Consider the following 12,383-nt stretch of genomic DNA (forward strand, 5'->3'; position numbering starts at 1 on the left):
CTACCTACTGAGCCAAATTCGTGATGCCATAGTGAGAGGGATGTTCATATCAGTGCTGATTCGTCCTGATGCAATGAGTTTCCACAATATTGGTATAAGTTCTGCCTGAGCCCACTTGTCGTTAAATATTGCTTTGAGCAGTGATTCTGTGCTGCATGAGCGCATTTTTGCCAAGGAATGTAAGAGCATTTCTTCAAATTCCAACCTTTGAGGTACTTTCAGGTAAGGCAAAAGAAATCGTGCATTCTCCATATAGATAGTTCTTATTTCGACTTCAGTCATGATTTTGAAACACCAGTTGCGCTCCTTTGCATATGAAATGGCTGCAAGAAATTTTGGTTTTAGTTCTAGCCAATTTTTCTTCAGGTCGCTGCGATATTTTATTTCATACAGAACAGTGTCTTTTGAAGAATGAATGCACCCATTTGAACTGTATTGAACAAGTACGTCAGGGGTATAGTTTCGCTCTCTATTTTCAATGCTTTGCCAAGACACAGCTACTGGTTGGACATCGTAAGTGATTACATTTGAATCAAAATCTAATAACGTCAGAAAATCACGCTCAAGGGTTGACTCGAAGAAAGGCTTACTTGCTTTATTTGAGGCTGCCAGTCCTGTGAGGTTCCGATAGTTTTTAGGTATTTTACGAACAGACACAATAAACCACTCTATTTTACCGTTGTAATTGAAATGCATTACACTATATCAATGTTCACAAGAACATTAGAGTAGTGTTGATAATCACTTGATTGGTAAAATTATTACATTATAGCTATGTGCATGTCATTTGGCTTGCCGCCACCACCAACCAAAGCCGCCGCTGACGCACTGTGATGGGGCTGGCGAAAAGGCCTAGTTTGCCAAGGCAAATCAGGTAAATCACTAATTGAATAAATCGCTGCGGTTTCAAGTGCCTCGGCCTCACTTAACGTTGGCATGATGCCCAGAATACGACTAGCTAACATGGTTTTCCCCGTGCCTGGTGGACCGATCAAAAGCAGGTGATGACCCGCACTCGCAGCAATTTCAAGGGCGCGTTTACCTTGGTATTGGCCAATAATATCAACTAAATCTGCGCTAGTCGTATTATCTTGTGGTGGCTGATGTGGTGGCGCATGCTCGAGCTGCTCTTGCCCGGCGAGAAAGCGGCACACTTGTAATAAGCTATCGGCAATTTTGTGTTCGCCGCTCACGCAGCTGACCTGTGTTGCATTGGCCGACGGTAATACGAGGGTGCGTTTAGCATCGCGCGCCGCCATGGCAACGGGGATCATGCCACGGCAAGAGCGGAGCTCGCCCGATAGCGCCAACTCGCCAAAAAATTCATACTTGTTTAGATGCTGGGCGGGGATCTGCCCCGAAGCAGCTAAAATCCCTAACGCAATCGCCAAATCAAATTGACCGCCATTTTTGGGTAAGTCAGCGGGCGCGAGATTCACCGTTAATCGCGAGCTGGGAAATTCAAACTGTGAGTTTTGAATTGCGCTACGCACCCGCTCTTTAGCTTCCTTAACACTGGCTTCGGGCAGACCGACCAAATTAAAGGCAGGTAAACCCCGGCCTAAATGCACTTCTACCATCACTTCTGGTGCATCAATCCCGAGTAAGCTGCGGCAATATACAATAGCAAGTGACATGATGACTCCTTGTTCGGCGCGATACCCAATCAACTGGAAGATACAGGTTTCAGAGCACTACCGTGTTTTCAATAGTAGGTACACTGGCAAAGGGCAGGTTTTACACACGTTTATGCTGCGTGATTGATTTCAATAAGGAGAAAACCATTACCTGCAATCAATGCCTTGACTAAACGCATGTAAACCCCTACTGAAATCAAGCTGCGCTAGGTTGATTGGGTATAAGTATTAGTCAGATATCTGTCATCGCAAAATTAATGGAAATTTTTTTAGTTATTTTAAGCTTTGGGTGAGATCGGGTAGATTGGAAAATTGCCTTGTCTATATATTGCATATTTAGTCAATGTTGGTCTATTGTTCTGTATATTTTTATTCTGTCTGGATCTTGTATAGATTTGTTGAGCCGAAAAAACGATTTACAGGTAAAAACCACCTTTGCACTGTGTTGATGCACTAGGGCATTTATGGTAGTTATGTAGTCAGTTTTTGTATTAATTCGTGACTGAGTGCTCAATGTTTAAAATAGTTAGCCTGATTATTCTGGTCCTAGTGGTGGTTATTCAACCATCGCTCGGGGGAATGTTGGCTAAGATAAAATAACTCAGACAAACATTTTAAACCCCCGCACCTTAACTGGCTCGGGGGTTTTTTTTTGACTTAGGATGTGTGGTTATGAACGGTGCCCATTTTGTGGTTAAGGCATTACAACAGCAAGGCGTGAAGCAAGTGTTTGGCTACCCCGGCGGGGCCATCATGCCGGTGTATGATGCATTGTATGATTGTGGTGTAGACCACTTGTTATGTCGCCATGAGCAAGGCGCGGCAATGGCTGCGATTGGTTATGCGCGCTCAACGGGTGGCGTCGGAGTCTGCATTGCTACCTCTGGCCCAGGTGCCACTAACTTGATCACCGGCCTTGCTGATGCACTACTGGATTCAGTGCCTATTGTGGCGATTACTGGTCAAGTGGCCTCACCATTAATTGGCACCGATGCGTTCCAAGAAGTTGATGTGTTAGGCATGTCCCTTTCTTGTACTAAACACAGCTTTATGGTGCAGCGCGCCGAAGATTTAGGTTCAGTGATAGCGCAAGCGTTTGAAGTAGCGCGCTCTGGTCGTCCCGGTCCGGTGTTGGTCGACATCCCTAAAGACATTCAGTTAGCTGCCGTTGAACATGCCTGCATTACTCATTCTGTTTCTGAGCCTGATGCACCAGAGTTGAGTGATATCACCGCTGCGCGCGAATTGCTTGGCCAAGCAAAAAAACCGCTGTTATATGTAGGTGGTGGTGTTACGTTAGCTCACGCTGAAGCCGAGCTACGCGACTTTTTAGCCAAAACTAAAATGCCAAGCATGACCACCCTAAAAGGCATTGGCACTATCGCACCAGAACAGTACGCTTTCTTAGGCATGGTGGGGATGCATGGCACTAAAGCTGCTAATTTTGCGGTGCAAGAAGCAGACTTATTAGTGGTGGCAGGCGCGCGCTTTGATGACCGCGTGACAGGTAAACTGGATGAGTTTGCGGTGAATGCCAAAGTGATTCACCTTGATATTGATGCTGCTGAACTGGGTAAATTGCGCAAAGCTGACGTTGCAATTGCAGCGGATTTAAAACAAGTATTACCGCAACTAGCGATGCCGTTAGATATTGACGACTGGCAACAACACACTATTGCCATGAGGCAAGAATATCACTGGCGTTACGACCATCCCGGTGAAGCTATTTATGCACCGCTGCTATTAAAACAGCTGTCAGATATGGCGCCAAAAAATACCGTAGTCGCATGTGATGTGGGCCAACATCAAATGTGGGTGGCGCAGCACATCGAATTTGATAGTCCGCATGATCACCTTTCAAGCTCAGGCTTAGGCACCATGGGCTTTGGTGTGCCAGCCGCCGTTGGCGCGCAAGTAGCACGTCCACACGATACCGTTATTGCAGTGTCGGGTGATGGCTCATTTATGATGAATGTACAAGAGCTTGGCACCATCAAGCGCCGCAAACTGCCAGTGAAAATTCTACTGATAGATAACCAACGTTTAGGCATGGTACGCCAATGGCAGCAGTTGTTCTTTGAAGGTCGCTACAGCGAAACTATTTTGACCGATAACCCCGATTTTGTTGCCTTAGCGGCCGCGTTTGATATTCCGGGTGAAACTATCGTCGTTAAAGAGCAAGTGCAGCCAGCACTTGAACGCATGCTAAACAGTAAAGGGGCGTACATTTTACATGTCGCCATCAGTGAAGAAGAAAACGTTTGGCCATTAGTGCCACCGGGTGCAGCCAACGATAAAATGATGGAGGAATGCTAATTATGTTACATCACCTAACGGTTACGGCTCAGCATAGCCCTGAATTATTAGAACGTGTATTACGTGTAATGCGCCACCGTGGTTTTAGCGTGCAAAATATGCAAATGAATCTAGATAGCGACAATCAGCAGGTTGAGCTACACGTCGCAGTGGCGAGTGAGCGAGCGATTGCCTTGCTGACCGCACAATTGACCAAATTGATTGGCGTGACAGCGGTTTCACTGACGGATCGAACCGCTGAGCCTAAGTTAGCCGTGGTTTAGGTTAGCGTTGATATCAGGTTGATATAAAGAAACCTTTCAAAACCTTGGGTTTTGAAACACAAGACAAAATAGCTCAGTTAGATTATGTTGGGCACATGAGCCAAGCCAATGATTAACGTTGGCGCTTGGCAAACTTATTTAAAACTAAATGTGAGAGAGTATTGTTATGCCTAAGTATCGTAGTGCAACGTCAACTCATGGACGAAATATGGCCGGCGCAAGAGCCCTTTGGCGTGCCACTGGAGTAAAAGATGACGATTTTGGTAAGCCAATTATCGCCATTGCTAACTCTTTCACACAATTTGTACCGGGCCATGTGCACTTAAAAGACATGGGCCAATTGGTTGCGCGCGCAGTTGAAGAAGCGGGCGGTATCGCCAAAGAATTTAATACTATTGCTGTTGATGACGGTATCGCCATGGGTCACGACGGTATGCTATACAGCTTGCCATCACGTGAGCTGATTGCTGACTCGGTGGAATACATGGTTAACGCCCATTGTGCTGATGCTATCGTGTGTATTTCAAACTGTGACAAGATCACCCCGGGCATGTTAATGGCGTCAATGCGCCTAAACGTGCCAGTTATTTTTGTTTCAGGTGGACCAATGGAAGCAGGTAAAACCAAGCTTTCCGATCAAATCATCAAGCTCGACTTAGTAGACGCCATGATCAAAGGCGCCGATCCTACTGTGTCTGACTCAGAAAGTGAGCAAGTAGAACGCAGCGCGTGTCCAACTTGTGGCTCATGCTCTGGTATGTTCACCGCCAACTCAATGAACTGTTTAACCGAAGCGTTAGGTTTAGCGCAGCCCGGTAATGGCTCGATGCTGGCAACGCATGCTGATCGTGAAGCATTGTTTATTAATGCCGGTAAACGTATTGTAGAAATCACTCGTCGTCACTACGAGCAAGATGATGACTCAGTATTGCCACGTAACATTGCTTGTCGCGCGGCATTTGAAAATGCCATGGCACTCGACATTGCCATGGGTGGTTCAACCAACACTATCTTGCACTTGCTAGCAGCTGTGCAAGAAGGCGACATTGATTTTGATATGGCCGACATGGACGAAATGTCACGCCGTATTCCTCAGTTGTGTAAAGTGGCGCCATCAACCCCGCTTTATCACATGGAAGACGTGCATCGCGCTGGTGGTGTAATGGCTATCTTAGGTGAGCTTGATCGCGCAGGTTTACTTAACAACCAAGTGACTACCGTATTGGGCACCACCATGGCGGAGCAGCTGGCTCAGTACGACATCATGCAAACCCAAGATGAGGACGTGAAAAAGTTCTACCGTGCTGGCCCTGCTGGTATCCGCACCACTAAAGCATTCAGTCAAGATTGTCGCTGGGATACGTTAGATACAGATCGCGTAAGCGGTTGTATTCGCTCAATCGAAAATGCGTTTAGCCTAGAAGGCGGCCTAGCGGTATTAACCGGTAACCTAGCCGTTGATGGTTGTGTGGTGAAAACAGCTGGCGTGACCGATGACAACTTTACTTTCCGTGGCCCAGCTAAAGTGTTCGAAAGCCAAGACACCGCAGTAAAAGGTATTCTTGGTGGTGAAGTCGTGGCGGGCGAAGTGGTTGTTATTCGCTATGAAGGCCCGAAAGGCGGACCGGGCATGCAAGAAATGCTGTACCCCACCACTTACCTTAAATCCATGGGCTTAGGCGCAAAATGTGCCTTGATCACCGATGGTCGTTTCTCTGGCGGTACTTCAGGTTTATCTATCGGTCACGTGTCGCCAGAAGCGGCATCGGGCGGTGAGATTGCGCTAGTGCAAGATGGCGATATCATTGATATCAATATTCCAACTCGCTCGATCATTCTTGATGTACCTGCTGATGAGCTAGCGGCGCGCCGCGCGGCAATGGAAGCTAAAGGCAAAGACGCGTGGAAGCCGGGTGAGCGTCCACGTAAGGTGTCATTATCGTTAAAAATTTACGGTGCTAACGCTCTGTCTGCTGACAAGGGTGCCGTGCGCGATAAATCTAAGTTTGAATAAACACAGCGTAGAATATCGCTAGTTTGACGCCATGTTGAGCTGAAAGGGCTTTGCATGGCTGAAACAGCGTAATAATATCAATGTTATGCTCGAATAAAGGTCGCTTGCGGCCTTTTTCTGTTTTAAATGGTTAGAATTAAGAGGTTGAAATGACAGAGCAAGAATTTACCGCGGCGGATTATTTGAAAAAAATCCTATTGGCGCCTGTTTATGAGGCGGCCGTTGAAACGTCACTGCAGCCACTTAAAAAACTGAGCGCGCGCATTAGCAATCAAGTGTTATTAAAGCGTGAAGATCAACAGCCAGTGCATTCGTTTAAACTGCGCGGCGCTTATAACAAATTAGCCTCGTTATCCGATGCGCAAAAAGCGCAAGGTGTGGTCGCGGCGTCAGCGGGCAATCATGCCCAAGGCGTGGCGATGTCAGCATCGAAAATGGGCATCAAAGCCATTATTGTGATGCCACAAACCACCCCTGATATTAAAGTTTCCTCGGTGCGTGAACTAGGCGCGCAAGTCGAGCTGGTGGGCAACAGTTTTGATGAAGCCAGCCAACACGCCAAACAGCTTTCGGCCAATCAAGGCTACACCTTGATCCCCCCGTTTGATGATGCCGATATCATTGCCGGCCAAGGCACCGTTGGTAAAGAGTTGCTACAGCAAGACACCCACTTAACCCATATTTTTGTCCCCGTTGGCGGCGGCGGTTTAGCGGCAGGCGTTGCCGTGTATGTTAAGCAGTTAATGCCGCACGTTAAAGTGATCGGTGTTGAATCACAAGACTCTGCCTGTTTAAAAATTGCTTTAGAAACCGGCGAGCCCACGGCATTGGAAAAAGTCGGCTTATTTGCCGATGGCGTGGCGGTAAAAACCATCGGCACCGAAACCTTTCGTTTATGCCAGCACTATTTAGATGAAGTGATCACCGTCAGCACCGACGAAATCTGCGCTGCAGTGAAAGACGTTTATGAAGATACCCGTGCTATTTCTGAGCCATCTGGCGCGCTTTCGTTAGCGGGCTTAAAGCGTTATGCGCAGGATCATCAGTTATCTGGGCAGCGCATGGCGGCTATTTTAAGTGGCGCTAACATGAACTTTCACAGCTTACGTTATGTGTCTGAGCGCTGTGAATTAGGTGAGCAAAAAGAAGGGGTGCTAGCGGTTACTATCCCTGAGCATAAAGGGGCTTTCTTAGATTTCATCAACATGCTCGGCGGTCGTGCCATCACCGAATTTAACTACCGTTATGCCAGTGATCAAGAAGCTAACATTTTTGTCGGCGTGCGCATTCCCGGCGGCTTTGATGAGCTGCACCAGTTGACCGATAATCTTCAACAAGCCAATTACCCAGTGGTGGACTTGTCGAATGATGAAATGGCCAAGTTGCACGTGCGTTATATGGTTGGCGGCAGGCCTAATCGTGCCATTGAAGAACGCTTGTTTAGCTTTGAGTTTCCTGAGCAGCCGGGCGCGTTAATTAAGTTTTTGCAAACCTTAGGCACGCGCTGGAATATTACTTTATTCCACTATCGCAATCACGGCGCTGCTTATGGCCGCGTATTAGCTGGCTTTAGCTTGCCGGATAATGACAACGACGAGTTTACTCAGCATCTCGACAAGCTAGGTTATGAAGTAAAAGAAGAAACCCACAACCCAGCATATAAGCTGTTTTTGTCGCGCTAGGGGTGGTCTTAGCTAGGAGTAGGGGCCGAATTTATTCGGCGATATTGTGCGGGCTATTAAAGCAGAGAAGTTGAAGTAAAGTGGGAGAGTAATAATGATAAAGTTAACCCCTTCAAAGGATTGGTAGGTAGTGATAAAAATAATAACGCTTTTACTGCTTGCTTCGGCAAACTGCTTTGCCGGCACATTTGGTTATCAATCTGAGGATAAGGAGCCCAGTTTCGCCATCAGTGCTGATATGGTTAAGTTTGATGAAATTGAGGTCTATCCCGATGCAAGTAAATCTCAATATCAGCACCTTAATGAATTGATATTATGTGCAACGAATAAGGCGTTGGATGAATGTTACCCAGAAAAATCTGATGGCGTGATTAAAGGATACCGAGGCGATGATAGCTTCCTATTGGGGTTAAAAAGCCTCAGCGTTGATGGCTATATCAAATGGGGAAACAAGATTACCTATACCGTTCGTTACCGCTCAGGAAGGAGCGACCGAACCAAAAAAGGCTTAGTGAGTTTCAACTGTAGTGACGATAAATGTTATCCGTTGAACGCATTGAGTCACTGTTCCTACACCGGCTGTTCAACATCGAATTGGACTGTCCTTGCTACGATTACTTCTATTTATGATGATGGCACTGAGATAGTCGACGTTAATGCGTCTAAGAAGTTGAGCTCTTTTTCTGTGTTGTCTGAGCATAATGATATCTCAGTGCATATGGATATTGAAAAGCTACAGTCTGAGCTACCAGTTGCCTTACATTATCAAGATATTTTTAAGACAACCACTGCTTGTTTAAAAGACGGTGCTTGTAATGAAGCTGAGCAGATACCCAGATTATTGGGTCAAGACTATGCTACCCACCTTTATGCTGTTCATAAATTTGATAACGACGAGCATCAGTTCAGTGGTTTACTAAGTGCCGCGACCGTTTTTGATGTATTTAAGAGAAGCGATAACTGTGAGGCGGCATTAAGCTTAGAAGTGCTAAATGCACAAGTGATTGTGTCAAAATGTCAATTTGGTAATGAGCAATTTTTCTTGATCAATCAATACAAAGGTGATGTTTTTACATATGACTACGAAACAGAATATGTGGTGTATTTAATGGCGACGAAAGCATTCGCTGGTTTCGTTAAGAATGTGTTGAATGTGGCTCAAGTGCCGTATAAAAATAATGACTTTATTAATGAAGTGCCAAATTTACAATATAAGTAGTTCATTAGTTATACTGGCTCAGACTTAATCTGACAGTTACCCATTTTTAATGATGCCGCTGCCAGCTTAGATTTGAGCTAAATGCTTTTCTGCCCAAATCTTTTTACCATCAAGTAATGTTTCTAGTGGCGTCCTGCCACAGCACATTTTGCCCTGATGAGTTCGTTCATTATTGTAATAATTCATCCACTCGTCCAGATCCTTGTGTGTCTCAGCGATATATTGCAACGGTTACCTTATATGTTTCTGAGGTGGCCTAAGCTAACCGCTTCTTTGTCCTGCATTCTCTAACTCAGCTATGGCGTGCAGCAAACAATAGAATGTAATCACTCCAATCCTTTAAGCTTAACGGTATACGATTCGCCATCCTCTCGCCCAGCGATTTGCACAAAATAACTTAGGTGCGGTTTAATGCCTGCAAGCCAAATGTCTATAGGGGCGCTGTCGGTTATGTTTAATCGGTAATGCTGGGTTTCGATTGTAGTTTGGTTGATGCTTTGGGTTTCAGTACCGATGAATTGAATGTTGGTACTGAATAACGTCATGTTTTCTGTATCAAACAGATTCATTTTTTGAGGCAAGCTATAGGAGTGTTGTTGCCAATAATAGGGCAGTGCGGTAAAGCTGGAATCAAAGTCTTTTTTACCTAATCGACTATTTTTAGCGACATTGCTTTGGTCTGCTAATAAGACTTCGCCTAACATAAGGACGTGCCCAGCATTAGGTACTAAAGTTGTTACGGCTTGCTTTACTATTTCAACGGCTTCAGCTTCTTCTTTTTGTTGTTCGGTGGTGACTTCTGAGTGAATGGCGAGGTATTCGTTGTTGGATAGTTCAATTTTAGTCCATACCGTTTCGTCGTTATGTCTGAGATGGTTATCTGATTTAATCAAGGTGCCATCAAGTTGATAGTTTTCTGATAGGGTGCTTCGTATATTGTCATCTGCCCAAAGGCCTGAAGTTGTTATTTCTGACTGTTGTTTTAATCGATAGCCGTTTTGTTCTGCCTGAAATGTCGACTTCATACTGCCGACCAACTTCTCTCCTAGTGTTATTTCATAGTTCCATTGCTGGGCTAGCTGTGTTGACTGAGTTTGGGCCATAATGATTTGACTATAAACCGTTAGCGCAAAGGTAGTAACCAAGCCGAGTTTGCTGATTTTGTATTTGTTGGTGCCCATTTTTCAACCTTCTAATATTGTGTTCTTGTGATATTTTGGCAGCGCGGTTGCATCTAAATTATCCTGCAGCCCCGATATTGGCATGACAGGATTTAGCTAAACGTGTCCCAGACTGCTCAAAGAGACAAGGCTCAGTGCAAAAGTGAACTTTACGAAGGGCATTTAGGTATTAACCTAAAATAATCATTCACTCTGAGTGTGCTAATGAAAACATCTTATTGCTTGCTGGGTTTGTCACTACTGGTGTCGAGCACTGCGCTAGCACAAGTGCCGCGGCTTGAATCGTTACAGGCTTTGCAATGGTCGCAGCGCGTTATACTGGTTTGGCCGAGTAGCGCAGAGGAATCAATCGTCAGCGAATTTGAACAAGAGCGGGTTTATTTACTTGATCGTGATATTGTTTGGTTTGTTATGACAAGTCCCCAGCCGGTGACAAATTATAGCGGTGAATTGAGTGAGGATTTTGCGCAAAATATGGCTGAACAATATCCTGCAACTAAAGCGAAAGTCTGGCTCATCGGTAAAGATGGCGGGGTTAAACAAGCCCGCCAAGTCTTAAACTTTGATGCCCTTTATGACCAAATTGATGCGATGCCTATGCGTCAAATGGAAATGCAAAGCCGTTAAACACAGCGAGGCATTTCACTCGCGTTATTAAGCTTTCTCGCGAAGCTAAAATATCCCTTTCATTAAACCGTTATAGCCCTTACTCTTTTCAGGGTTGGGCTCAGTGGGTGCTATGTTAAACTGGGGAAAAATTCTTAGGAGCAACATCATGATGGATCAATTTGGTCATATTTCGGTGGCAGAAACAGCAGAAAAAATTAAACAAGGTGAGGTGGCGATTGCCGACATTCGTGACCCAGAATCATTTAAAAGCGGCCACATTGACGGTGCATTCCATTTAACTAATGAGCGCTTAGGGGCTTTTGTTGAGCAAGTTGATTTTGAAACTCCTGTGATCGTGGTTTGTTATCATGGCAATTCAAGCCAAGGTGCGGCGCAGTTTTTACTGAATCAAGGTTATGATGAGGTGTATAGCATGGATGGTGGCATGGATATTTGGCGTCGCAGTTTTGATGTTGTCGCTGAGTAATAGGTCTCGACCAACGAAGAAACCTAAAGAATAGGTTAGATAAGTGGTTGCTTATTTGGCCTTAATTGAGATTGAGGAGTTATCTTGAGAGAGCTAGCCGCACTAGACAACCCACGCGCTGCTCAGGCTTTTGCTGATTACATGCAAACGCAAGGGGTGGCATGCCTGTTGCGCAAAGGTGAAACCTCAGTGGTCATTGAGGTTGAGGAGCATAGTTACGACCTAGCCTTGGCAGAGTTGAAATCGTTTGTGCAAAACCCAACTGACGAGAAGTACCTGTCCGCGAATTGGGGTAGGAGTAAACTTGGCGATGATGAATTAGCCTTTCACGATAGGGCTTTGCTGTTATTACGTGATTTTGTGTTCCATGCTGGCCCGTTTACCTTGTTGATCTTTGCGCTATGCTGCTTGGTCTACATCCTTACCATTAGTGGTTTTTTCCGTCCGGTTTATGAATCTCTGCAGTTTTTTCGTTATACCTCTAGTTTTCATTCTATGGAAATTTGGCGCTTTTTTAGCCCTAGTTTATTGCACTTTGGAGTTTTACATATCGTATTCAATTTGCTTTGGTGGTGGCAATTAGGCGGCTTGATTGAGCAAAATAAAAGCTCGGCTAAGTTGTTGTTGTTATTTCTTGCGGCGTCGATAATTCCTAATACTGTGCAATTCTTTCTAGAAGGTCCTGATTTTGGTGGCCTTTCTGGTGTGGTGTATGCGTTAGCCGGTTATGTTTGGTTGACGGGGATACGCAACCCGCAAGGTGGTTTAAGTTTACCTAATCCCTTGATGATTTTTATGGTGGCATGGCTGGTACTGGGCTTTTTTGATGTTATTGGCCCACCAGTTGCGAATATGGTGCACTTTTTTGGTTTGGCGATTGGCCTGGCGCAAGCGGCTTGGGAAACACGAAACCGTAATATCACCCCGGTACCCTAGATACTTCTGTTGTCTGGTTAATAGAAAGAGGATGTTAGC

At 45.3% G+C, this 12,383-nt stretch carries 11 protein-coding genes and 1 pseudogene; 8 read left to right on the forward strand and 4 right to left on the reverse strand.

The genetic code is table 11. The annotated features are described in order from the left end of the window. On the reverse strand, window positions 1–657 hold the full coding sequence (locus K6Y31_RS04735) for a TnsA endonuclease N-terminal domain-containing protein (protein WP_233051697.1): 657 nt from the start codon (window positions 655–657) through the stop codon (window positions 1–3). Window positions 658–761: 104 nt separating this feature from the next. Then, window positions 762–1,637: a YifB family Mg chelatase-like AAA ATPase gene (locus K6Y31_RS04740; protein ID WP_233051698.1), complete on the reverse strand. Its 876-nt coding sequence runs from the start codon at window positions 1,635–1,637 to the stop codon at window positions 762–764. A gap of 672 nt (window positions 1,638–2,309) precedes the next feature. On the opposite strand from K6Y31_RS04740, the gene ilvG reads away from it, so the two are divergent. The 5 genes from ilvG to K6Y31_RS04765 all read left to right on the forward strand — a co-directional run bounded on the left by ilvG (window position 2,310) and on the right by K6Y31_RS04765 (window position 9,131). Continuing rightward, entirely contained in the window at window positions 2,310–3,953 is a 1,644-nt protein-coding gene (gene ilvG, locus K6Y31_RS04745) for an acetolactate synthase 2 catalytic subunit (RefSeq protein WP_233051699.1), read from the forward strand. Between the two features lie 2 nt (window positions 3,954–3,955). Next, a complete protein-coding gene (gene ilvM, locus K6Y31_RS04750) occupies window positions 3,956–4,216 on the forward strand; it encodes an acetolactate synthase 2 small subunit (RefSeq protein ID WP_233051700.1) in 261 nt (86 codons plus the stop codon). A 166-nt stretch (window positions 4,217–4,382) separates the two neighbouring features. After that, window positions 4,383–6,230: a dihydroxy-acid dehydratase gene (ilvD, locus tag K6Y31_RS04755; RefSeq protein WP_233051701.1), complete on the forward strand. Its 1,848-nt coding sequence runs from the start codon at window positions 4,383–4,385 to the stop codon at window positions 6,228–6,230. Between the two features lie 149 nt (window positions 6,231–6,379). Then, window positions 6,380–7,912 carry a threonine ammonia-lyase, biosynthetic gene (gene ilvA, locus K6Y31_RS04760; RefSeq protein WP_233051702.1) on the forward strand — a complete coding sequence of 511 codons (1,533 nt, stop codon included), beginning with the start codon at window positions 6,380–6,382 and terminating at the stop codon, window positions 7,910–7,912. Window positions 7,913–8,042: 130 nt separating this feature from the next. Next, a complete protein-coding gene (locus K6Y31_RS04765; RefSeq protein WP_233051703.1) occupies window positions 8,043–9,131 on the forward strand; it encodes a hypothetical protein in 1,089 nt (362 codons plus the stop codon). Window positions 9,132–9,197: 66 nt separating this feature from the next. On the opposite strand, the pseudogene K6Y31_RS04770 reads toward K6Y31_RS04765, so the two are convergent. Both K6Y31_RS04770 and K6Y31_RS04775 read right to left on the reverse strand, forming a co-directional pair. Continuing rightward, a pseudogene (locus tag K6Y31_RS04770) lies at window positions 9,198–9,344 on the reverse strand (IS481 family transposase); the annotation flags it as partial. A 113-nt stretch (window positions 9,345–9,457) separates the two neighbouring features. Further along, complete coding sequence (locus tag K6Y31_RS04775; protein ID WP_233051704.1) at window positions 9,458–10,312, reverse strand: DUF6134 family protein; 855 nt, start codon at window positions 10,310–10,312, stop codon at window positions 9,458–9,460. Between the two features lie 204 nt (window positions 10,313–10,516). Here K6Y31_RS04775 and K6Y31_RS04780 point away from each other — a divergent pair, with 204 nt between their 5' ends. The 3 genes from K6Y31_RS04780 to glpG all read left to right on the forward strand — a co-directional run bounded on the left by K6Y31_RS04780 (window position 10,517) and on the right by glpG (window position 12,344). After that, window positions 10,517–10,939 carry a DUF4174 domain-containing protein gene (locus K6Y31_RS04780; protein ID WP_233051705.1) on the forward strand — a complete coding sequence of 141 codons (423 nt, stop codon included), beginning with the start codon at window positions 10,517–10,519 and terminating at the stop codon, window positions 10,937–10,939. 151 nt (window positions 10,940–11,090) lie between these two features. After that, on the forward strand, window positions 11,091–11,408 hold the full coding sequence (gene glpE / locus K6Y31_RS04785) for a thiosulfate sulfurtransferase GlpE (RefSeq protein ID WP_233051900.1): 318 nt from the start codon (window positions 11,091–11,093) through the stop codon (window positions 11,406–11,408). A gap of 84 nt (window positions 11,409–11,492) precedes the next feature. Beyond that, window positions 11,493–12,344 (forward strand): rhomboid family intramembrane serine protease GlpG, encoded by an 852-nt coding sequence (glpG, locus tag K6Y31_RS04790; protein ID WP_233051706.1) that lies wholly within the window; start codon window positions 11,493–11,495, stop codon window positions 12,342–12,344. The last annotated feature ends 39 nt before the right edge of the window (window positions 12,345–12,383 follow it).

The sequence above is a fragment of the Motilimonas cestriensis genome (assembly GCF_021295315.1).
In the GTDB taxonomy this organism is placed as follows: domain Bacteria; phylum Pseudomonadota; class Gammaproteobacteria; order Enterobacterales; family CBDFNC01; genus Motilimonas; species Motilimonas cestriensis.